Genomic DNA, 22,781 nt, shown 5'->3' with positions numbered 1-22,781 from the left:
TTTCAATTCGGTAATATTTTTCAGAAGAATTCTTTTTGCGAATATTACGTTTCTGTTAAATTTATGATAAAATCAGAAATTAGGTGTAAAAGAATTCGGGTGTAACCTGATTTTGAATATCGAGGAGGAAAAAACGGGAATGTTTGCGCGAGATATCGGAATTGACCTAGGTACGGCTAACGTATTAATCCATGTTAAAGGTAAGGGTATTGTATTAAATGAGCCATCTGTTGTTGCTATTGATCGTAACACAGGTAAAGTATTAGCAGTAGGTGAAGAAGCAAGAAGTATGGTGGGACGTACGCCTGGTAATATTGTAGCCATTCGTCCACTAAAAGATGGTGTAATCGCAGATTTCGAAATTACAGAAGCAATGTTAAAGTATTTCATTAACAAATTGGACGTAAAGAGCTTCTTTTCAAAACCTCGCATTTTAATTTGTTGTCCAACAAATATCACATCAGTAGAACAAAAAGCAATTCGTGAGGCTGCTGAACGTTCAGGTGGTAAAACAGTATTTTTAGAAGAAGAACCAAAAGTAGCCGCAGTTGGTGCTGGTATGGAAATCTTCCAACCAAGCGGTAACATGGTTGTTGATATTGGTGGAGGTACAACAGATATCGCTGTACTATCTATGGGTGATATTGTTACCTCTTCCTCTATCAAAATGGCTGGCGATAAGTTTGATATGGAGATCTTAAACTACATTAAACGTAAGTATAAGCTATTAATTGGAGAACGTACTTCAGAAGATATTAAAATTAAAGTTGGTACAGTATTCCCAGGTGCACGTAGCGAAGAACTTGAAATTCGCGGACGTGACATGGTAACAGGTTTACCACGTACAATTACAGTATGCTCTGAAGAAATTACAGAAGCATTAAAAGAAAATGCGGCTGTTATTGTACAAGCTGCAAAAGGCGTACTAGAGCGCACACCACCAGAACTATCAGCGGACATCATCGATCGCGGTGTTATTCTAACAGGCGGTGGAGCTTTACTACACGGTATCGACATGCTTCTAGCAGAAGAACTAAAAGTACCAGTATTAATTGCTGAAAACCCAATGCACTGCGTTGCGGTTGGTACAGGTATTATGTTAGAGAATATCGATAGATTACCAAAGCGTGCTTTACGATAAAATGAGAGGAACTAAGGTGTAAACCTTAGTTCTTTTTTTGTATTTTTATTTTTTTATTTCGATTTTTTGAGAAAATAGAAGAAAAATAAAGAAAAACGAAGAATATAGGTAAAATATTCATATATATGGTTAAATTTAATATTTCCGTATTTGAAAACGTTTATAATATAATGAGTCGAATACGACATTAAGGCAAATCATGTGTTAATATATATTGCCTTTCCCTAATCTGGGCATACACTCTTTTCTACCTCCGTGTCAGTTGCAAGGATATGCAACTATTTTAAGAGAATAGAGTGTATGCATTTTTTTATAAATAGGAAGTAAAGTTTCACTTTATAATGACAAACAATAAACAAAATGGGATAATAGACAATATGTCCAAGTGGTAAGACCAATATTACAAAAGGGGCGATTGTTATATGCTAAATATAGAACAAATTAAAGAAATCATTCCTCACCGCTATCCATTTTTACTTGTTGATAAAATATTAGAAGTAGATGAAGGAAAAAGAGCGGTTGGAATTAAAAATGTATCCGCAAACGAAGAATTCTTTAACGGGCACTTTCCTGACTACGCAGTTATGCCCGGTGTACTTATTGTAGAAGCATTAGCACAAGTTGGAGCAGTTGCGGTATTAAAGAAAGAAGAAAACCGCGGAAGACTTGCTTTCTTCGCAGGTATCGACAATTGTCGCTTCAAAAAACAAGTACGTCCAGGTGATCAACTTCGTCTAGAAGTAGAAATGACACGTGTACGTGGTCCAATCGGAAAAGGAAAAGCAATCGCAACAGTAGATGGTGAAGTTGCATGTGAAGCTGAAATTACATTTGCGATTGGTGATAAAAAAGAATAGATAGTACTAAAAAAATCTCCTTGTGAAAAGACAAGGGGATTTTTTAAATTTATGCTATATAACGATGAAACGATAATATACAAACTAATCAGAAAATAACTTGTAAATAGATGTAAATTACCATATACTTACTTTATTATTTATCTAGAAAACAGGATAAGTGATAAAGGTAATAAATAAATAAGGGCATTGTCATATTGTTAAGGTACTTAAATAAGACAAAGTAGAATGTTATTGATTATGATGAAATGTGGGGAAATCAGCAAGAATATTAATTAGACGTATGAAATCGAGCATAAGAGAGAGAAAAGGGAAATGTCGCATTTCACAAAAGGAGATTATGAATATGTTCGGGAGAAAGAAAAGAAAACCATTACGACAATTAATTACACATAAAGAGCCTAAATCGCGTATTACAGAACAATACCGTAACATTCGTACAAACATTGAGTTTACATCTGTAGATAATCATGTTCGTTCTATTATTGTTACTTCAGCAGATCCAGGTGATGGGAAAACAACAACAATCGCAAACTTAGCAGTTGTTTTCGGACAACAAGGAAAGAAAGTTTTATTAATTGGAGCTGACTTGCGTAAGCCGACAATACAAAACTTATTTGCTATTCATAGCTCCAATGGCTTAACGAACTTATTATCAGGACAAGCGAAACTCATGCAATGCATTCAAAAAACAGATATAGAGAACGTATACTTAATGGCAGCAGGTCCAATCCCGCCAAACCCAGCAGAACTATTAGGCAGCCGGGCAATGGACGAGGCGTTGTTAGAAGCATATAGCATGTTTGACATTATATTAATCGACACACCGCCGGTTCTTGCAGTTACGGATGCACAAATACTAGCGAATAAATGTGATGGAATCGTACTCGTTGTACGAAGTGAAAAAACAGAAAAAGATAAAATCGTAAAAGCGAAACAAGTATTAGATAAAGCATCAGGCAAAATACTTGGTGTCGTTTTAAATGATAAAAGAGAAGAAAAGGAGCAGTATGGTTATTACTAAAATATGAAAAGGCCAACAAAAATTTTTGTTGGTTTTTTGTTGTTTTCTGAAAATTCTTTATCAAGTTACACAGTTTAAAAAGCATGATAAAATAAAAATTTTGGAAAATGATTGGAATGTGTTGTCATATTTAAGATTATTTTGTAAGATTAAACTTGTTTCTTATGAACAAATATAGAACTGAATTATTAAAAATAAAAAATGTAAGATTTATATGTTATAATTTTTCCTATGTGTAAATTTTAGAAAGTTGGAGGAACCTATGGAAGAAACAATTAGCCTAAAAGAGTTATTTCATATCTTAAAAAAACGTTTAGCAATGATCCTCGTAATCGCCTTTGGTGCCGCTATAGTAAGTGCTATCATTAGCTTTTTCTTTATGACACCAATCTATCAATCTTCGACGCAAATCCTTGTTAACCAGAAGAAGCAAGAAGGAGCAATGATTCAAGCTGGTGAAGTTCAAACGAATATTCAATTAACGAATACATATAAGGTTATTATTAAAAGCCCAGTAATCTTAGAACAAGTAAATGAAAAATTAAATTTAAATATGACAGCGCAAGTTTTAACGAAGAAGATTAATGTTGCGAATGAAAGAGATTCACAAGTCATTTCTGTAACAGCTGAGGATAAAGATCCAAAACTAGCTCGTGATATTGCAAATGCTACTGCAGATGTATTTAAAGGTGAAGTTGCAAAAATTATGAACGTGGATAACGTAACAGTATTATCTAAAGCAGAAGTTGCAGAAAATCAATCTCCGATTAAACCACGTCCAATGTTAAATGTAGCAATTGCCTTCGTTGTTGGCTTAATGGCTGCAGTTGGTCTTGCATTCTTACTAGAATACTTAGATAACACAGTGAAAAAAGAAGAAGATGTAGAAAATTTACTTGGATTACCAGTGTTAGGTATTGTAGCTCGTATGGATGAAGAAACAACGAACGTGAAATCACACGCTCCATCATCAAGAAAAGTGAGGGGACAAACAATTGGCTCTTAATTTATTTAAAAAGAAAAAGAATCATCGTCAACGTCGTCAATTAATTGCTCATCAACAACCGAAATCACCAATTTCAGAACAGTATCGTAATATTCGAACAAATATTGAATTTGCAGCTGTTGATAGGAATTTACACTCATTAATGGTAACATCTGCGAACCCAAGTGAAGGAAAAACAACGACGACAGCGAATATGGCAGTCGTGTTCGCCCAACAAGGAAAGAAAGTATTATTAATTGATGCAGATATGCGTAAACCAGCGATGCATCAAATGTTTCAATTAGATAATATTTTCGGGCTAACAAACGTATTAACACATAGTGAACGTTTAGAAAAATGTGTACAAACAACATCAGTTGATAATCTGCACTTTTTAGCTTGTGGTCCAATCCCGCCAAATCCGGCAGAATTGTTAGGCTCAAAATCGATGCAAGAACTTCTTGCACAAGCATACAGTATGTACGACTTAGTCATCTTTGACTTACCACCAATTTTAGCTGTAACCGATGCACAGATTATGGCAAATGTATGCGATGCATCTATTCTTGTCGTACGTAGTGAAGCGACAGAAAAGGAAACGGCGCTAAAAGCAAAAGGGCTATTAGAATCTGCAAAAGGTAAATTGTTAGGTGTTGTTCTGAACGATCGTGAACGAGAGCATGGCTTATATTATTACTACGGTGCAAAATAATTTAAAGGTGAGATATGGTAAGTTCATATCTCCTTTTTTCCCTTGAATATGAGATTTATCTCATATTCAAGGGAAAAAAGATTTTTATACGAGAGGGAGGGTGAGAAGAATGATTGACTTGCATTGTCACATTTTATCTGGCATCGATGACGGTGCACAAACGGTAACAGATAGTTTAGTGATGGCACAACAAGCCGTGGCAGAAGGAATACATACAATTGTCGCAACACCGCATCATCAAAATGGAAAATATGTAAATGAGCGCACTTCTATTATTCATCAAGTGAAGCAATTAAATGATGAATTGCAACAACATGAAATCCCGCTGAAAGTTTTACCAGGGCAGGAGGTCAGGTTATATGGTGATTTATTAGAAGACTATGAAGCTGGTAAAATCGTTACTTTAAATGAAACAAACAAATACATATTCATTGAATTTCCATCTAATCATGTACCTCGTTATGCAGAACAACTATTGTATGAACTACGTGTAAAAGGAATGATCCCAATTATCGTTCATCCCGAACGTAATGCCGAGTTAATCGAGCGGCCAGATAAGTTATATAACCTCGTCAATAAAGGTGCATTAACACAAGTGACAGCAGGTAGTTTACTAGGTAAGTTTGGTAAAAAAATCAAAAAGTTTTCACTGCAGCTTGTGGAACATAATTTAACCCATATGATCGCATCAGATGCACATAACACAACAACAAGAGGATTTCATCTAGCAGAAAGCTATGAACTGATAGAGAAAGAATTCGGTGCAACTGTTATGAATGATTTAAGAGAGAATCCGTATTTAATCATTAGCGGGAAAGCAATTTATAAAGAAGATCCAGAACAAATTCGTCGTAAAAAGTTGTTTGGCATCTTTTAAATAAAGAACAGGTGATGTCTCCTAACCGTTATCAACGGAGGCACTCGGTCGTGCTGTGGGTAGAAATTTTTATTTCGAACCTACCTTAGACGCTTGTCGTCGGGAGTATGACGTGAGGTTGGGTTAGATGCCCATCATTTATTTGTGTTAGAAACTCTACTTATGGAGTTGTAAAGACGACCCTATAAGTAGGGTTTTTGTTATTGTTACATATGGATAAAATAATATATTTGGGGGTACTAGATTTGAAAAAAGTAAGAAAAGCAATTATTCCAGCTGCTGGTCTTGGAACGAGATTTTTACCAGCAACGAAAGCGATGCCGAAAGAAATGTTGCCTATCGTTGATAAACCGACAATTCAATACATAATAGAAGAAGCGATAGAATCTGGAATTGAAGATATTATTATTGTGACTGGAAAAGGAAAACGCGCGATTGAAGATCATTTTGATCATTCATTCGAACTAGAACAAAACCTTTTAGAAAAAGGAAAGTATGAAATGCTTGAAAAGGTACAAGCTTCTTCAAGAATTAATATTCATTACATACGACAAAAGGAACCAAAAGGTTTAGGACATGCAGTATGGTGTGCACGTAAGTTTATTGGAAATGAACCATTTGCGGTATTACTTGGTGATGATATTGTACAAGCAGAAACGCCATGTTTACGTCAATTAATGGATCAATATGAAGGTACACAGTCGTCAGTTATTGGTGTACAAACAGTTCCTGAAAATGAAACACATCGTTACGGTATTATCGATCCAGTTGAACAAAATGACCGTCGCTATCAAGTACGTCAATTTGTGGAGAAACCAGCAGAAGGCACAGCACCATCAAATTTAGCAATTATGGGACGTTACGTGTTAACACCAGAAATCTTTATGTTTCTAGAGGATCAAAAAGCGGGTGCTGGTGGAGAGATTCAGTTGACAGATGCAATTCAGCGTTTAAATGAAATTCAACGTGTATTTGCTTATGACTTTGAAGGAACTCGTTATGATGTTGGAGAGAAGTTCGGGTTTATTAAGACAACGATTGAGATGGCGCTACAGCATGAGGAATTGAAAGTGGAATTAATGAAATATATGGATGAATTAATTAAAAGAAAAAATATGTATGCTTAGCATATAAGGTGGGTGGAAAGTTGAAAAATCAAGGATTAGTAAATGAAGCAGGACAAGAAAATTCTCAGGATATTAAACAGGCAGGAGCACTGTATGTTTTTTCGAAGCGATGCATGGATATTCTAGGGGCTATTATGGGCTTAATTATTTTTTCTCCATTATTTATATTAATACCGATTATGTATATGAGGGGAGAGGCAAAGGGGCCGGTATTTTTCAAACAAGTACGAATTGGAAAAGATGGTAAAGAGTTTTACATTTATAAGTTTCGTTCAATGGTAGTGGATGCCGAGAGTAAATTAAAGAAAAATGAAATTTTATATAAAAAATATATAGAAAATAATTATAAACTTGAACCAGAAGAGGATCCACGTATCACTGGTATTGGGAGATTTTTAAGGAAAACAAGTTTAGATGAATTGCCGCAATTTATTAATGTTCTTAAAGGCGATATGAGTCTTGTTGGGCCGAGGCCTGTGGTGCAAGAGGAATTAGGAGAATATGGACAAAGGAAATCCGAATTTTTATCTGTTAAACCAGGATTAACAGGGTATTGGCAAGTTAGTGGGAGAAGTGATGTAGGTTATCCAGAGAGAGTTGATATAGAGTTATATTATGTATATAACCAATCCCTTTTATTAGATTTGAAAATATTACTTCAAACATGTCTATTAGTTATATTAAGAAAAGGCGCTTATTAATTTATACATGGAGAGGAAGAAAAACAAATGGATAAAAGTTCAAAAATTTATATAGCAGGTCACCGTGGATTAGTTGGTTCAGCTATTTTGCGTAAATTAGAGACACAAGGCTATACAAATTTAGTATATAAAACAAGTAAAGAGTTAGATTTACGTGATCCAAGGCAAGTGGAAGAGTTTTTCCAAGCAGAGAAAATTGAGTATGTATTTTTAGCGGCGGCTAAAGTAGGTGGAATCGTTGCAAACAATCAATATCCAGCAGATTTCATTCGTGATAATTTAATGATTCAAACGAACGTCATTGATTCAGCATATCGTTCAGGTGTAGAGAAGTTACTGTTTTTAGGTAGTACTTGTATTTATCCAAAATTAGCTCCGCAGCCTTTAAAAGAAGAGTATTTATTAACAGGTGAACTAGAGCCAACGAACGAGCCATATGCACTTGCAAAAATTGCGGGTATTAAAATGTGCGAATCATATAATCGTCAATACGGTACAAAGTATATTTCAGCAATGCCAACAAACTTATATGGTGAAAATGATAACTTTGACTTACATACATCACACGTATTACCAGCTTTAATTCGTAAATTCCACGAAGCAAAAGAAAATAATGATGAGTTTGTAGAGGTTTGGGGAACAGGTACTCCATTACGTGAATTCTTATACTCTGATGATTTAGCAGATGCCTGTGTATATTTAATGAATAACTACGAGGGTAATGAGATTGTAAACATCGGTGTAGGTGAAGATTTATCAATTAAAGAACTTGCTGAAAAAGTAAAAGCAACAGTAGGATTTACTGGAGAACTTCGTTTTGATACTTCTAAACCAGATGGTACACCCCGTAAGTTAGTAGATGTTACTAAGATTAATGCTTTAGGATGGAAAGCCACAACTTCATTAGATGAAGGTTTAAAGAAAGCATATGACTGGTTTCTACAGACAGAGAAAGAATTAGTAAGAAAATAATAATAAAAGATTAATAGAGATAACTGGAGGATATTATGAAAAAAGCACTTATTACAGGCGTAACAGGACAAGATGGGTCTTATTTAGCAGAGTTTTTATTAGAAAAGGGATATGAAGTACATGGTATTATTCGTCGTAGTTCTTCTTATAACCTAGATCGTATTGAGAGTCTAGTGAACGAAGAGATTGAAGGCTTAAATAACCAAGAAAATTTCCACCTTCATTATGGTGATATTACGGATACATCTAATGTAATTCGTTTAATTAGTGAAATCCGTCCAGATGAAATTTATAACTTAGGTGCGCAATCACACGTAAAAGTATCATTTGACGTACCTGAATATACAGCAGATGTAGATGGAGTAGGAACATTACGTATTTTAGAAGCAGTACGTATTTTAGGTCTAACTGAAACGACTCGTATTTATCAGGCATCAACATCTGAGCTATACGGTAAAGTACAGGAAGTACCACAAAAAGAAACAACGCCATTCTACCCACGTTCTCCATATGGTGTAGCAAAAATTTATGGTTTCTGGATTACAAAGAACTACCGTGAATCTTATAACATGTTCGCAGTAAACGGGATTTTATTTAACCATGAATCAGAACGCCGCGGCGAAACATTCGTAACACGTAAAATTACACTTGCAGCAGCACGCATTGCACAAGAGAAACAAGAAACATTATATTTAGGAAATTTAGACTCACTTCGTGACTGGGGCTATGCGAAAGACTATGTAGAATGTATGTGGTTAATCCTTCAGCATGATAAGCCGGAAGACTTTGTTATCGCAACTGGTGAAATGCATACAGTACGTGAATTCACTACATTAGCATTCAAACACGTAGGTATTGAACTAGAATGGGTAGGAGAAGGTGTAGAAGAAAAAGGTATTGATAAAGCAACAGGTAAAGTACTTGTAGCAGTAGATCCTAAATTCTTCCGTCCAGCTGAAGTTGAGCAATTATTAGGAGATCCAACAAAAGCAAAAACATTATTGGGTTGGAATCCAACTAAGACTTCATTTGAAGAGCTTGTTCGTATTATGGTAGGGGCAGACATGAAGAAGGTTGCGAAAGAAGAAAAGCTACGAAAGATGTTTGATTAATATCCTGTCTTTTATTTAAAACATAGTTTTTGAAAAAGGTTTTAGCGGGTGTTTATTTTTGAGAATATATAGAAAGTTTGTACAAAAGATAAGTTTATTATTAAACTTATCTTTTGTACTTTAATATAATGGTGAAAAAATGATTAAAGAAAAGCAAATGAGAATGTGTTTATTTTTTTCTTTTATAATAGGTATCCTAGTGCCTATATATATTTATTACTCTAATTATGGGTTTTCTTTAGGTTATGGATATATATGTATATTAATGTCTAGTTTTATTATAGCAATTTCAATAGGCTATCATGTGAGGGTCCAAAAGACTTTCGATATATTTTCTCCTTTTATTATTCCAAATGTATTGTTTATTTTTATATACATTTTGAAACCTGTATATATTCTGTTTACTGGCGAGGTAGGCGTAGGGGAATTTGACGTACATCCTATAACGGATGTTGAAATTAGGGCATTTAATGAGGCAAATCTCTATTGCCTAATATCAATATTTGTTTATAACATAACACTACATTTCTTCCTATCAGCTAGAAGACATGACTATTTTGAAAAAATAAAACCTAAGTTTAAGGAGAATTTGTATTCTGTGTTAAAAAGTAGGATTTTAAATATACTTGGTGTAGTTTCAATACTCTTTACATTAAGTACAATCCTGTTTTTATTTGAAAGAGCTGGTGGCATAACGAATTATTTAGATTCCTTGGCATTGAGGAATGTGTATCTGAAAGATTTAGGATACTTGTTAATGATTGCAAATATGTCGAAAATTTTATTGTTTGTGTACACTGCGAGGATATTAAGTGAAAGAATATATAATAAAAAAAACCTGTTGATATGGCTTATACTTTTAATTGTTTCAATTGTCTTATTATTGTTAACAGGTGGAAGATCCTCAATTTTATACGGAGTAATGACACTTTTTATTATGGTGCACTATTTGAAGAAGCAAGTAAGTGTTACAACCTCAATTATAGGTGGTGGCACGTTATTTTTCTTCGTAGTAATAGTATACCGTGTTGTTTTGAGAGACAAGTATTTCAAAGCTAATGATGATTTATCAACGTTTACGATTTTAATTAATGCAATTAAAGATTTCCCGAGGTACTTCTTTGGAGGATATGATGTTTTACAGTTTGATGCTTTACTGACTTTACTAGCAAATAAGGCACAATATACTTTTCTATACGGTGAGACTTTGTTAGCAGCATTAGTATCACCAATACCTCGAAGTTTATATCCGGAAAAAGGGTATGGAGCTATGGCATATTTCACAAAAACCTTTTTCCCACATTTTTATTATCCTAACAATGTTGAAGTGAATGTTTCTTATATTGGAGAGATGTATTTAAACTTTGGCCTATTGGGGATAATAATAGGAATGTTCATTTTGGCTTTAGTTTTAGGAGTAATGTATAAAAGATTTATCATGAATCAGAGTGTAATTTGTTTCTTTCTTTATACCATAACTATAGTAAGGGTTATTAGTTTAATCCGTGGAGATATATTTAATTTCTGGGTTTATTATATACAGGATATAGCACCTATAATCCTAGTATTGCTTTTCCTAGGAATGGGTAATAAGAAAAAAAAGACAGAATCTATGGTTAGGATGAATACAGATGTTAATGCTAAAGCTAAAAAAAATATTACTTAATAAAGGGTTAATCGAACAATCTTTAACTTCTCTATTGAATTTTATTATCATAATAGTTTACGGGAATTTGTTGAATCCTACTGAATTTGCAAAATTTATTATTATATTTTCAGGTATAGGTTTAGTTTTTTTAATCGTGACAGGTATTTGGGCTTCCCCCATTTTGGTTTTTTTACCAACAAAATTCAAAAGCATGAAAGAGCTATATATCAAAAATTTATTGATTTTTAATATAATCAGTAGTTGTTTTTTGGGTGTACTTTCATTATTAATTTTGCATGTATTTGTCAAATCAATGGATATATATGAAATTCTTTTTGGGATTTTGATCATTATCGTGTGGAGCATATATGAATTAATACGCAAAGTATTTTATGCTATTGATAAACTAATGTACATACTAATTGGAAGTATTACTTTAGTTTTAACATTCTTATTGGGAAATATAATTATGCAAACAAAATTAAATGTTAGCAGCAGCTTGTTTATTTTATTTATAAGCTATCTTGCTGCTATCTTAATAGTATTTATTTTAGTTAGGTGTGAAAAGGAAAAAAATAGAGGGGAAAGCTCTGCTTTTAAGCCTCAAAAGAGAGTCTTATTTATACATTGGGAGTACGCTAAATGGACTGTGATTGGTAGCGTATGTTATTGGGCGTGTACGCAAGGATATTTCGTTTTAATAGCTAATATTATATCGGATGTTGAGCTAGGTGGATTACGTACGAGCATGAATTTGTTAGGTTTAGTAACAATTTTACTAGTCCTTTTTGAAAATAAGGCTACACCAAAAGCTTCAAAGATAGTTTTTAATCAAGGTACTTTGGAATTGAAAAAATATATTAATAATTTTTATAGAAATAGGATGTTTCCCCTGTTTATAGTTATTGTAGCTGCGACAGTGATAGCTTACTTTATATATCCATTACTATTTGGGAATAGTTATGGTGAATTTGCTTATTTAACAATTTTCTTTGGTCTATATCAACTTTTATTAGGGGCGAATAGACCATCGGTAATTGGCTTAAGGGCAATGAATACTACTAAGCCATTTTTTGTAGGAAATTTGTTATGTGCATTAATTACGCTAGGTGCAGGTGTTTCTTTGACTAGCTTATATGGCATAAACGGGGCAATTATAGGGATTTTAATAGCAACTCTTATATTAACTGGATACTTTATTGTTACTTTTTATAAAGTCGTCAGTGCTCGTAGTTAGTTTTACTTACGTTGTAGATAGTATAAATATATGAAAAAGGTAAAGGTGTAAAATGAAAAAAAAGAAATACTTACTTGTAAATGCTTATTCTGTAAATAACAGGGGGGATGCAGGGATAGTTGTATCCATGATTCATTTAATTAGGGAATACGATAAAAATGCTGAAATTTATGTAATGTCATCTCATTGGAAAGAAAATGAAGAATTTTATAAAGGTTATAATGTTCATTCAGTCCCAGCGATTTGGACATTAAATAAAAATGAATCGAGCTTACAAAGATACTTTAGTGGTTTGAAGAAATATATGAAATTTTCAATCAGTAGAAATGAAGAGAGTTTAAAATACTATGAGCAGGCAGACATAGTATTTAGTGTGGGGGGAGGATATATCTATTCCTCAAGAAAAGGGCCATTAGGAGTAGGCTTACTTAATTCTTTATTTCATGTTTGGCTTGCTAAGAAGATGGGTAAAAAAGTTATCTCTTTCCCCCAAAGTGTAGGGCCATTACCAAGTAAAATTGATAAACTGCTAGTGAAAACAGTATTGCAAGATGTGGATACATTTATTAGTCGGGAAAGAATTACTACAGAACTTTTAGAAAACTTAGGGTTGGAAAATGTAAGGCAAATTCCTGATATTGGCTTTATTTTGCCATCTAGGGAAGCTAAATGTACAGAAATTGAGAAAGATACATCTACATATAAGGTCGGCTTAACCCTTTTAGATTGGAGATTTGCTAGGAAAAATTCTGATTTTAATGATATAGAGTCATATGTTAATAAAGTTGCTGATTGCTGTAAAGGTTTAATAGAAAAATATAAAAATGTAAGTTTTTATATTTTTCCACAAGTTACAGTTGGAGAAGGAGATACTGATGTAGAAGTTTCAAAACTATTACTAAATAAAATTGGTAGCGATAAATGCTCTATTATAGATTTAGATAAAATAATTGATGTGCCAGAACAATTAGTAAATTTATATGGAAAAATGGATGTGTTTATTGGAAGTAGAATGCATTCTACAATATTTGCCTTAGCTAGCGGAACGCCTACACTAGCTCTTGCTTACCAATATAAGACAAAGGGCACTTTTGAATTAATGGGTGTAGGAGACTATGTTTTTGATGTCCAAGAATTTTCGTCACGAGAGGTTTATGATTCAATTATTAATATACTTGAAGGTGGAAATTATCCGATTGATAATGTACATCGAGAAATTTCAAATATTCAATCTGAATTATTACAAGAAATTGGTAGGAAAGAAATGTAATACACGGTATATTAAAAAATAAGGAGAATAGTCTTGAAAAAAATATTGGTTATTGGTCCGGTTCCCCCGCCTATTCACGGCGAAAGTGTAGCAATTAATTCTATAATTCAGTCGGATGATATAAAGCGTAAGTATAATATAAATATTTTAGATACAAATAGAAAAAATGTAAAAAAAGCAGGGAAATTTTCTGTAGGAAAAATCTTAAATGATATATTTTTGATAGTTAAGTTATTTAAGATATTGTTATTTAGTAAAATTGATATTATGTATTTGTCAATTTCTCAAACAAGACTAGGGTTAATAAGAGATTTAATCATGTTAGTTTTGGGGAACCATTTTTGCCAAAAAACAATTACACACTTACACGGAAATAATTTAGGACATGTGTTAGATAATTTATCTAATAGGGAATTTAGGTTTGCTAAAAAGGTGCTTGGAAATGTTGATGTGGGAATTGTTTTAGAAAAATCACTTATTACTAATTATAGAGGATTAGTAAAGAGTGTCGAAATAGTTCCTAATGGAATAGATGAGAATTTCATAAGAGAGGAAGATAAGAGTACCTATCAAAAATATGATTATTTTAGAATTGTATATTTGAGCAATCTTATGAAAGAAAAAGGGTATATTGAGTTAATTAAGGCTGTTATGGATTTGACTAAAGAGGGATATAAATTAAAGCTTGACTTAGCTGGTGGCATTCATAATCAAGAAGAATTTAATGAGATTTGGAGATGTATAGAAGAAAAAAATTTGAATACCCTTATTACATATAAGGGTATTGTGACAGGACAAGAGAAAAAAGAATTGTTACTCAAATCACATGTAATGATACTACCATCTAATTATCCTATTGAGGGACAACCGATATCAATAATTGAAGGGATGGCAGCAGGATTACCAATTATTTCAACAAACAGAGGAGCGATTCCTGATTTAGTAGAAGATAATGGGATTATTATTGAGCAAGGAAATGTAGAATCAATAAAACAGAGCATTTTAAAACTCATAAATGATAAGGATTTATTAGATAGATACGCCAGTAATAGTAGATCAAGATTTCAAAGGGAATATACAATGAAACAATATATAGGTAAGATTATACAAATACTTGATAGGAATTAAGAGGGAATTGGAGTATGAAAAAGAAAATTGTATTTGTTATTAACTACTTTTATCCAGATTTTGCATCAACAGGACAATTAATGACAGAACTTTGTTTAGAGTTACAAGATAAGTTTGATATTACAGTAATTGCGGCTCAACCAGGATACGCTGGAGAGGATATAAACACTAAAAAAATCTTCGAAGAAGATAAATTAGAGAATATAAATATTGTCCGTGTCCGCGTCCCAAAAGTGGATAAAAAATCAAAAATAAGTAGGGTGAAATATATTTTATCTTACTTCACATTAGCTACTACAGCATTATTAAAACAAAGAAATGTTGATATAATCTATACCATTTCACAACCACCGGTCCTAGGTGGGTTAGTTGGTACTATAGGGAAATTCTTTAAAAGATCAAAACATGTATATAATATCCAGGACTTTAATCCTGAACAAGCTGAGGCTGTAAGTTATACTAATAAAAAATTTATTTTTAATATTGCTAGAAAAATAGATAATATAAATTGTAGTTATTCTGATCATGTTATAGTTGTAGGGAATGATATGGCAAAAACTTTAGAAAAACGATTTGATAGCAAAAAAGTTCCAAATCATTCTGTTATTAATAACTGGACCAACGAAGGTGAAATCGTTCCAGTAAATAAAGATAATCCTATAGTAGCTCAGTTTATTAAAGAAAATAAGTTAGATAATAAATTTATAGTTATGTACTCAGGAAATATAGGGTTATTTTATGATTTAGAAAACATAATTAAAATAACTAAGGAATTTAGCCATTACAAGGATTTAGTATTTTTATTTATTGGCGAAGGAGCTATGAAGGAAAATATGAAAAGCTTTGTGATGGAAAATGGAATAGAGAATGTTCTATTCCTTCCATATCAGCCTAAAGAGTTTATAAAATACTCTTTAAATGTTGCAGATATACATCTAGTTGTTAATCAAAAAGGCATTAAGGGTGTTTCAGTTCCTAGTAAAATTTATGGAGTTATGGCTGCAGGAAAGCCAATTCTCGGTGTACTAGAGAGGGAAAGTGAAGCAGAAATATTAATAACAAACAGTGACTGTGGTGTTGTAGTGGAACCCCAAGATTACAATGGAATTACAGAAGCAATTAAGCATTTTTATAATATGAAAGACCCAGAAAGAAAAGAAATGGGTATAAGAGGAAGAGATTATTTAGAACAGAATCTAAAAAAAGAAACTTCAATTCAAAAATACAATAAAGTTTTACAATCTCTATAAAAAGGACTATGTTAGATAGTCCTTTTTACATTTTGGGAGGTCATTATTAATGAAATTAATTCTTTTATCAGGTGGCTCTGGAAAACGCTTATGGCCCCTATCCAATGACACTCGTTCGAAGCAATTTCTAAAAGTCTTAGAAAATGAAGAGGGTATGCGTCAGTCAATGGTGCAACGTGTATGGGGACAATTAAAATCGGTTGGTTTAAATGAATCGGCAGTTATTGCTACATCAAAAACGCAAACAGAGATGATTCATAATCAGTTAGGGATGAATGTCCCGTTAATTGTTGAACCAGAGCGTAGAGATACATTCCCGGCAATTGCCCTCGCTAGTGCATTTCTATTTTCTGAACAACATACTAATTTAGATGAAACGGTTATTGTATTACCTGTAGACCCGTATGTTGAAGATAGCTTTTTTGAAAGAGTAAAAGACTTAGAGGTAGCATTACAAAATTCAGATGCTGATTTAGCGCTTATGGGAGTTGAACCGACATATCCATCTTCTAAGTATGGTTATATTGTACCAACTGAAGAAGTGACAGCATATGAACATTTGAATGTAGCGCGTTTTACAGAAAAACCGAGTGAAGAAAAGGCAGTAACACTAATCAAACAAAAAGCTTTATGGAACTGCGGTGTATTTGCCTTCAAACTACGTTATCTAATTAATATTTTGGAAGAAAAGGATCTTCCAATCTTATACCATGATTTATCTAAACATTATAGTGATTTACCAAAAATTAGTTTTGATTATGAAGTTGTAGAAAAGGCAAATTATATTGTTGCCTTACCTTACAGTGGGTATTGGAAAGACTTAGGGACATGGAATACATTAACGGAAGAAATGGCTACAACCCAAATTGGTAAAGGTGTAATTAGTGAAGATTCTCAAAATACGCACTTAGTCAATGAATTAGAGGTTCCAGTAACAGTTGTTGGACTTTCTGATGTTGTTGTTGCAGCGAGTCCAGATGGTATTTTAGTCTCAGATAAGGCTTCTAGTCCAAAAATTAAAGATTTAATTGGTTCATTTGATCAGCCACCTATGTATGAAGAGCGCATTTGGGGATGGTCGAAAGTGTTAGATTACGCAAAATATGAAAATGAAGAAATGGTAACAAAAAGAATTTGTATAGAAGAAAATCAAAATTCTACTTATCATTACCATAACCTGCGGAATGAAGTGTGGACAATTATTCGTGGTGAAGGAGAGCTTATTTTAGAAGATCATATTCGTCGTGTAAAAGCTGGTGATATTGTACATATCCCAGCCGGTAAAAAGCACGCTATTCGTGCATTAAGTGAATTAGAATTTATTGAAGTACAAACGGGGAAAGAAGTAGTAGACACAGATTTCGTTCGCTTGTATACAAAATGGAACGATATTTTAAAAAACTATCATCAATCACAAGCGCAAGTAATTATGTAACAGCTAGTATATTCTAGCTGTTACTTTTTGAGGGTAAATTTATGAAGACTTTTGTATTTTATGTTTCAGAATACGGATTTGGACATGCGACAAGATGTATTGCACTTATTAGGGGAATGTTGAGTGTAAGAAAAGATGTACGTATTATTGTTTGTAACTCATTTGCGTTGCAATTTATTCGTACATCATTAAATGGATATGGAGATAGGGTCATCTTTCACGATGTGGAGACTGATGTTGGCTTTATTCTAAAGGAGCATTCGTTAGATTTAGATAAAGAGAAATTGGAACAGTCGTATGAAGAATTTTGTGTGAAGTTAACTCAGAAGATTAATAATGAAATTAATTTTTTAAGTACTTTTTCTGTGGATTGTATTATTTCCGACATTTCACCAATTGCTTTTGAAATAGCAGATGAATTAGGAGTACCATCTATAGGAATTTCTAATTTTACGTGGTATACAGCTTATAAAAACATTATTTCGGATGATTCGCTTCAAGTATTTAAGGATATGTATAAAAAAATGGATTATTTTTATACATTAGCAGGAAGCAACGAAGAAAATTTGGCAAGGTTAAATACATCTTCTTTTCATTTTTATAGTAGAATAATTAATCCCTTAGAAGTAAAGCAACTAAGGAAGAAACTAAATCCGACAGGTGAAAAACAAATTATATTTATACCATTAGGAATGAAAATTGATATAGGAGATATAACTACATTTCCACTTTGGGATGATGAAAGATATGTTTTTATCGTGTCTCATAATATGAACATTGTTCATATTAATGTGCACAAAATTCCAAAGAACTATACGGAATCACAAAATTATATAGCAACTGCCGATTGTGTTATTTCAAAAGCAGGTTGGGGTACTGTTAGTGAAGCAATTCTTCAAAATAAACCTTTATTAATCATTGATAGAGAAGGTATGAGTGAGGACCAAAACACAATCCGATTTTTAAAAGATAATAATCTATGTAACTTAATTACTTGGGGAGAGTTGCAGAGTATAGATATTGGAAGGTATATGGGTACCAAGAATTCTACATATCAAAATGAGGTTCATACTGTTGTATCTCACATTTTTGAATCTGTTATATCGTAATTTTTAGTAGGAAAGAAGGTTTTATACAAGAATGAAATCACCGTTATTTTTACAACCTGTTCTTCAAGAAAGAATTTGGGGAGGTAAATCACTACAGAAATTTGGATATGATTTATCCTGTGAATCAATTGGAGAATGCTGGGGGATTTCAGCTCACCCGAATGGGATGAGTGTTGTGAGAGAAGGACCATATGAAGGGAAAACTCTTGAACAATTATGGAGGGATGAGAAGCACTTATTTGGAGTATGCCCATCAGATAAATTTCCATTATTAACAAAAATATTAGATGCTAATAAAGATTTGTCTGTACAAGTACATCCAAATGATGAGTTTGCAAAAGTTTATGAGAATGGAGAGCTTGGGAAAACAGAATGTTGGTACATTATTGATTGTAAAGAAGATGCTCAATTAATATATGGCCATAATGCTTATACAAATTCTGAATTTGAAGAGATGGTTAACGATGGAAATTGGGAGGATTTACTTCGTAAAGTTTCTATTAAACCAGGGGATTTCTTTTATGTACCAAGTGGAACTATTCATGCTTTGTGCGAGGGGACAGTAGTATTAGAAACACAGCAAAGCTCGGATACTACATATAGGGTATACGACTATGATCGAATAGATATGAATGGTAAAAAGCGGGAATTGCACTTAGATAAAGCTGTTCAGGTTACAAGTATTCCACATGAAGATTATCAAGTTCGGCCAGAAAGTATTGAGAGAAATGGTGCATTAATTACAAATTATGTACATGAGGAATATTTTTCGGTATATAAATGGGAAATCGAAGAGGAAGCATCATTTCAGAAAAGGGAAATCTTTCAATTAGTGAGTATAATTGAAGGAGAAGGCATACTGGTTACTATTGATGGAGAGTTTTCTATTAAAAAGGGTGATCACTTTATTTTACCAATAACAATTGAAAACTTTATTATAAAAGGAAATATTACTGCTATTGTATCTCATTTGTAGAATGATAAATTCTCTTTTATTTTTAGTCATTCTTAAGGTAATATAATGAGGTAGTGCAAAATCATTGTGTTATTTATAAATATTGATAAAGAAGGTGAAAATATGAAAAAGAAAATTTTATTTTGGATTTTAGGTATAATAGGTTTTCTGGTAATTGCAGGAGGGGCATATGCATACTATGTGTATTCTAATGTTTCAAATACATTAGATGCAGTGCATAAACCACTGGATCGTGATAAGTCTGAAAAACGCGATAAAAAAGTAGATGTTGCAGATAATAAGCCAATATCTATTTTATTAATGGGTGTGGATCAAAGAGCGGAAGAGACAGGGCGTTCAGATTCAATGATGTTATTTACACTAAATCCACAAAAAAAATCTATGAAAATCACTAGTATTCCACGTGATTCTTATACAGAAATTGTAGGTAAAGGTAAAAAGGATAAGATTAATCATGCGTATGCTTTTGGTGGGATTGATATGTCTATAAAAACAGTAGAGAATTTCCTTGATATACCAGTTGATCATTATATTGAAGTGAACATGGCTGGCTTTAAAGATGTTGTTGATGCAGTTGGTGGAGTAGATGTTAATAATGATTTAGAATTTAAATATGAAGGATCACAATTCGCTAAAGGAAATATACATCTTAATGGTACAGAAGCCTTAAGATATTCCCGTATGCGTTACGAAGACCCACGCGGTGACTTCGGTCGTCAAATGCGCCAACGTCAAGTTATCCAAGCTGTAATTAAAAAAGGTGCAAGCGTATCTTCTCTAGCAAGTTACGGTGATGTATTAAAAGCAATTGAGAAAAACGTTAAAACAAGTTTAACTCAGGATCAAATGTTTGATATTCAAAAGAACTATAAAGATTGTATGCAAAATAGTGAAGAAATCCAAATTCCAGGTGATGGACACAAAGCTGCTGATGGTATTTGGTATTACTATGTTCCGGATGCAGCGAAACAAGATATTACAAATAAGTTAAGAGCGCATCTTGAAGTGACTAAGTAATATGTAATAACCCAACTCCTTTGGTAGGAGTTGGGTTTATTTTTGCATGAATTTATATTAGTATTATATGTTGTGAGAATAATAGATGAGGTGAATCGATGAATAAGAAAGCAGTACTTGTCCTAGTTATTTTTGTATTGTTTGTCGCTTCGGTTGTGAGCGGTAAATTATATTGGAATAAGAAGATTGCGAATGCAACAGGGCAGACGAGTGAAGTAACGAAAACAAAAGCTGACGTAAAAGATAGTGGAGCGAAGAAATCAGAGAAAAAACAAGATGCAAAGTCATCTTTTAATGAAGCATATGCGAAGAATTTACCAGATGAAGTGAAAGAGAAGTTAAAGAAAGCTGCTGAGGATAAAAAGGCAGTCAACCTTGTTATTGTTGGTGATGAAGCTTCTTCATCTGCAAAAGATGCTTGGGCAGCTAAGTTAACGGCTAATTTAGAAACTGCTTACGGTAAAGGTTTATGGAATGTGACGGTAAAGGAATATAAGGGCGAAAGCACAGACGAGTTAATTGCAAATAAACGTGATAAAGAGATTGCGAAAGAAAAGCCAGATGTGATTTTATTCGAACCACCATTTATCACTGACAATGGTAAAACTGGTAATGGAAACTCTGTAGCAAGTACGCAAAAATTTGTACAAGCACTTTCTACTAGTGCAAAAGATGCTACAATTATGATTCAACCATCAAACCCAGTGTATGGTGCGAAGAATTATCCGAAGGCAATTGAGGCGTTAAAGCAATTTGCGACGCAAAATGGTTATACATATGTGGATCATTGGGGAGCATGGCCTGATGCATCAACGAAGGCTATCTTGCCATATTTAACAGAAGAATTCGGTTTCCCAAGTGCTAAAGGCCACGAAGTTTGGACACAATATGTAACGGATTATTTCGTTGCTAAGTAATAAAGGTACACAAAAGGTATACGAGCAATCGTATACCTTTTATAATAAGAGAGTGAATAAGAAATCTTAATATATGTAGGAGGAGAACTATGAGTTCGATTCTAATCTGCGGCGGAGCTGGTTATATCGGTTCTCACGCTGTGAAAAAATTAGTAGACGAAGGTTTATCTGTAGTAGTAGTAGATAACTTACAAACGGGTCATGAGGATGCAATTACGGAAGGTGCGAAGTTTTATAATGGCGACCTTCGTGATAAAGCGTTTTTAAGAGATGTGTTTACACAAGAAAATATTGAGGCGGTTATGCATTTCGCGGCTGATTCTTTAGTTGGAGTTAGTATGGAGAAGCCTCTTCAATATTATAATAACAATGTGTATGGTGCACTTTGTTTATTAGAGGTAATGGATGAGTTTAAGGTAGATAAGTTTATTTTCTCTTCTACTGCGGCAACGTATGGTGAGGTAGATGTAGACCTTATTACTGAGGAAACGATGACAAATCCAACGAATACGTATGGAGAGACGAAGTTAGCAATCGAGAAGATGCTTCATTGGTATAGCCAAGCTTCTAATTTACGTTATAAGATTTTCAGATACTTTAACGTGGCTGGTGCAACTCCAAATGGTATTATTGGGGAAGATCACCGTCCAGAGACGCATTTAATTCCTCTTGTGCTGCAAGTGGCGTTAGGTCAACGTGAGAAGATTATGATGTTTGGTGATGACTATAATACACCAGATGGTACTTGTATCCGTGATTATATTCATGTTGAAGATTTAGTGGCAGCTCATTTCTTAGGGCTTAAAGATTTACAAAACGGCGGAGAAAGTGATTTCTATAACTTAGGAAATGGTAATGGTTTCAGTGTAAAAGAAATCGTTGATGCAGTTCGTGAAGTTACAAATCATGAAATCCCTGCTGAAGTAGCGCCGCGTCGTGCGGGAGATCCAGCACGTTTAGTTGCTTCTTCTCAGAAAGCGAAAGAGAAGTTAGGTTGGGATCCACAGTATGTAAATGTGAAGACAATCATTGAGCATGCTTGGAATTGGCATCAGAAGAAACCTAATGGGTATGAGAAATAATAAATCTAAATTTTAATATGAAAAATTAAGTTACTATTTTTAAGGTATGTGTATTAAAGCATACCTTTTTAGTTTGAAATTGGAGGATAATTATATGAACTGGAAACAAGAATTTAGTCGCTGGCTTTCATATGCAGAGTTAGATGCAGAACTAAAAGAACAGTTAGAAAACATGAAGCAAGATGAGAAAAAAATCGAGGACAG

At 33.3% G+C, this 22,781-nt stretch carries 22 protein-coding genes; all 22 read left to right on the top strand.

What is annotated here, in order from left to right:
• Positions 1-139 precede the first annotated feature (139 nt).
• Positions 140-1,141, top strand: coding sequence for a rod shape-determining protein (gene mreB, locus MR083_RS17230; RefSeq protein ID WP_000457987.1), 1,002 nt, complete (start codon positions 140-142; stop codon positions 1,139-1,141).
• Positions 1,142-1,563: 422 nt separating this feature from the next.
• Entirely contained in the window at positions 1,564-1,998 is a 435-nt protein-coding gene (fabZ, locus tag MR083_RS17225) for a 3-hydroxyacyl-ACP dehydratase FabZ (protein ID WP_000931959.1), read from the top strand.
• Positions 1,999-2,344: 346 nt separating this feature from the next.
• Positions 2,345-3,022 (top strand): CpsD/CapB family tyrosine-protein kinase, encoded by a 678-nt coding sequence (locus MR083_RS17220; RefSeq protein ID WP_242269636.1) that lies wholly within the window; start codon positions 2,345-2,347, stop codon positions 3,020-3,022.
• Between the two features lie 262 nt (positions 3,023-3,284).
• A complete protein-coding gene (locus MR083_RS17215) occupies positions 3,285-4,028 on the top strand; it encodes a YveK family protein (protein WP_242269635.1) in 744 nt (247 codons plus the stop codon).
• Entirely contained in the window at positions 4,018-4,719 is a 702-nt protein-coding gene (locus tag MR083_RS17210) for a CpsD/CapB family tyrosine-protein kinase (protein WP_242269634.1), read from the top strand. Before MR083_RS17215 ends, MR083_RS17210 begins: the two co-directional genes overlap by 11 nt.
• Before the next feature lie 109 nt (positions 4,720-4,828).
• On the top strand, positions 4,829-5,596 hold the full coding sequence (locus MR083_RS17205) for a tyrosine-protein phosphatase (RefSeq protein WP_242269633.1): 768 nt from the start codon (positions 4,829-4,831) through the stop codon (positions 5,594-5,596).
• A gap of 245 nt (positions 5,597-5,841) precedes the next feature.
• On the top strand, positions 5,842-6,723 hold the full coding sequence (gene galU / locus MR083_RS17200; RefSeq protein ID WP_242269632.1) for a UTP--glucose-1-phosphate uridylyltransferase GalU: 882 nt from the start codon (positions 5,842-5,844) through the stop codon (positions 6,721-6,723).
• 71 nt (positions 6,724-6,794) lie between these two features.
• Positions 6,795-7,424 (top strand): sugar transferase, encoded by a 630-nt coding sequence (locus MR083_RS17195; protein ID WP_396022304.1) that lies wholly within the window; start codon positions 6,795-6,797, stop codon positions 7,422-7,424.
• Positions 7,425-7,451: 27 nt separating this feature from the next.
• Entirely contained in the window at positions 7,452-8,396 is a 945-nt protein-coding gene (fcl, locus tag MR083_RS17190; protein WP_242269630.1) for a GDP-L-fucose synthase, read from the top strand.
• A gap of 35 nt (positions 8,397-8,431) precedes the next feature.
• Complete coding sequence (gene gmd / locus MR083_RS17185) at positions 8,432-9,508, top strand: GDP-mannose 4,6-dehydratase (RefSeq protein WP_242269629.1); 1,077 nt, start codon at positions 8,432-8,434, stop codon at positions 9,506-9,508.
• A gap of 139 nt (positions 9,509-9,647) precedes the next feature.
• Complete coding sequence (locus MR083_RS17180; RefSeq protein ID WP_242269628.1) at positions 9,648-11,174, top strand: O-antigen polymerase; 1,527 nt, start codon at positions 9,648-9,650, stop codon at positions 11,172-11,174.
• A complete protein-coding gene (locus MR083_RS17175; RefSeq protein ID WP_242269627.1) occupies positions 11,140-12,393 on the top strand; it encodes a lipopolysaccharide biosynthesis protein in 1,254 nt (417 codons plus the stop codon). The genes MR083_RS17180 and MR083_RS17175 overlap by 35 nt, the downstream gene beginning before the upstream one ends.
• A gap of 52 nt (positions 12,394-12,445) precedes the next feature.
• Entirely contained in the window at positions 12,446-13,663 is a 1,218-nt protein-coding gene (locus tag MR083_RS17170; protein WP_242269626.1) for a polysaccharide pyruvyl transferase family protein, read from the top strand.
• A 33-nt stretch (positions 13,664-13,696) separates the two neighbouring features.
• A complete protein-coding gene (locus MR083_RS17165; protein WP_242269625.1) occupies positions 13,697-14,791 on the top strand; it encodes a glycosyltransferase family 4 protein in 1,095 nt (364 codons plus the stop codon).
• A gap of 14 nt (positions 14,792-14,805) precedes the next feature.
• Positions 14,806-16,041 carry a glycosyltransferase family 4 protein gene (locus MR083_RS17160; protein WP_242269624.1) on the top strand — a complete coding sequence of 412 codons (1,236 nt, stop codon included), beginning with the start codon at positions 14,806-14,808 and terminating at the stop codon, positions 16,039-16,041.
• A gap of 49 nt (positions 16,042-16,090) precedes the next feature.
• Positions 16,091-17,476, top strand: coding sequence for a sugar phosphate nucleotidyltransferase (locus MR083_RS17155; RefSeq protein WP_242269623.1), 1,386 nt, complete (start codon positions 16,091-16,093; stop codon positions 17,474-17,476).
• Positions 17,477-17,517: 41 nt separating this feature from the next.
• On the top strand, positions 17,518-18,585 hold the full coding sequence (locus MR083_RS17150; protein ID WP_242269622.1) for a glycosyltransferase: 1,068 nt from the start codon (positions 17,518-17,520) through the stop codon (positions 18,583-18,585).
• A 31-nt stretch (positions 18,586-18,616) separates the two neighbouring features.
• Complete coding sequence (gene manA / locus MR083_RS17145) at positions 18,617-19,561, top strand: mannose-6-phosphate isomerase, class I (protein ID WP_242269621.1); 945 nt, start codon at positions 18,617-18,619, stop codon at positions 19,559-19,561.
• 102 nt (positions 19,562-19,663) lie between these two features.
• Positions 19,664-20,578 carry a polyisoprenyl-teichoic acid--peptidoglycan teichoic acid transferase TagU gene (gene tagU / locus MR083_RS17140; protein ID WP_242269643.1) on the top strand — a complete coding sequence of 305 codons (915 nt, stop codon included), beginning with the start codon at positions 19,664-19,666 and terminating at the stop codon, positions 20,576-20,578.
• A gap of 98 nt (positions 20,579-20,676) precedes the next feature.
• The gene (locus MR083_RS17135; protein WP_242269620.1) at positions 20,677-21,495 is read left to right on the top strand and encodes an SGNH/GDSL hydrolase family protein; all 819 of its coding nucleotides are present in this window, start codon (positions 20,677-20,679) and stop codon (positions 21,493-21,495) included.
• 89 nt (positions 21,496-21,584) lie between these two features.
• A complete protein-coding gene (gene galE, locus MR083_RS17130) occupies positions 21,585-22,577 on the top strand; it encodes a UDP-glucose 4-epimerase GalE (protein WP_242269619.1) in 993 nt (330 codons plus the stop codon).
• 94 nt (positions 22,578-22,671) lie between these two features.
• On the top strand, positions 22,672-22,781 hold a 110-nt coding region (locus tag MR083_RS17125; RefSeq protein ID WP_242269396.1), incomplete at its 3' end, for a phosphoglucomutase.

This window comes from Bacillus cereus group sp. BfR-BA-01408, from assembly GCF_022663305.1.
Classification (GTDB): domain Bacteria; phylum Bacillota; class Bacilli; order Bacillales; family Bacillaceae_G; genus Bacillus_A; species Bacillus_A pacificus.
The sequence above is the reverse complement of the archived record's forward strand: the minus strand, read 5'-3'. Positions and strand labels throughout refer to the sequence as shown.

Excerpts from the sequence above, each read along its gene's own strand:
- mreB (WP_000457987.1), top strand. The coding sequence starts at position 140 with ATGTTTGCGCGAGATATCGGAATTGACCTAGGTACGGCTAACGTATTA.
- fabZ (WP_000931959.1), top strand. The coding sequence starts at position 1,564 with ATGCTAAATATAGAACAAATTAAAGAAATCATTCCTCACCGCTATCCA.
- MR083_RS17220 (WP_242269636.1), top strand. The coding sequence starts at position 2,345 with ATGTTCGGGAGAAAGAAAAGAAAACCATTACGACAATTAATTACACAT.
- MR083_RS17215 (WP_242269635.1), top strand. The coding sequence starts at position 3,285 with ATGGAAGAAACAATTAGCCTAAAAGAGTTATTTCATATCTTAAAAAAA.
- MR083_RS17205 (WP_242269633.1), top strand. The coding sequence starts at position 4,829 with ATGATTGACTTGCATTGTCACATTTTATCTGGCATCGATGACGGTGCA.
- fcl (WP_242269630.1), top strand. The coding sequence starts at position 7,452 with ATGGATAAAAGTTCAAAAATTTATATAGCAGGTCACCGTGGATTAGTT.
- gmd (WP_242269629.1), top strand. The coding sequence starts at position 8,432 with ATGAAAAAAGCACTTATTACAGGCGTAACAGGACAAGATGGGTCTTAT.
- MR083_RS17180 (WP_242269628.1), top strand. The coding sequence starts at position 9,648 with ATGATTAAAGAAAAGCAAATGAGAATGTGTTTATTTTTTTCTTTTATA.
- MR083_RS17175 (WP_242269627.1), top strand. The coding sequence starts at position 11,140 with ATGTTAATGCTAAAGCTAAAAAAAATATTACTTAATAAAGGGTTAATC.
- MR083_RS17170 (WP_242269626.1), top strand. The coding sequence starts at position 12,446 with ATGAAAAAAAAGAAATACTTACTTGTAAATGCTTATTCTGTAAATAAC.
- MR083_RS17160 (WP_242269624.1), top strand. The coding sequence starts at position 14,806 with ATGAAAAAGAAAATTGTATTTGTTATTAACTACTTTTATCCAGATTTT.
- MR083_RS17155 (WP_242269623.1), top strand. The coding sequence starts at position 16,091 with ATGAAATTAATTCTTTTATCAGGTGGCTCTGGAAAACGCTTATGGCCC.
- MR083_RS17150 (WP_242269622.1), top strand. The coding sequence starts at position 17,518 with ATGAAGACTTTTGTATTTTATGTTTCAGAATACGGATTTGGACATGCG.
- manA (WP_242269621.1), top strand. The coding sequence starts at position 18,617 with ATGAAATCACCGTTATTTTTACAACCTGTTCTTCAAGAAAGAATTTGG.
- tagU (WP_242269643.1), top strand. The coding sequence starts at position 19,664 with ATGAAAAAGAAAATTTTATTTTGGATTTTAGGTATAATAGGTTTTCTG.
- MR083_RS17135 (WP_242269620.1), top strand. The coding sequence starts at position 20,677 with ATGAATAAGAAAGCAGTACTTGTCCTAGTTATTTTTGTATTGTTTGTC.
- galE (WP_242269619.1), top strand. The coding sequence starts at position 21,585 with ATGAGTTCGATTCTAATCTGCGGCGGAGCTGGTTATATCGGTTCTCAC.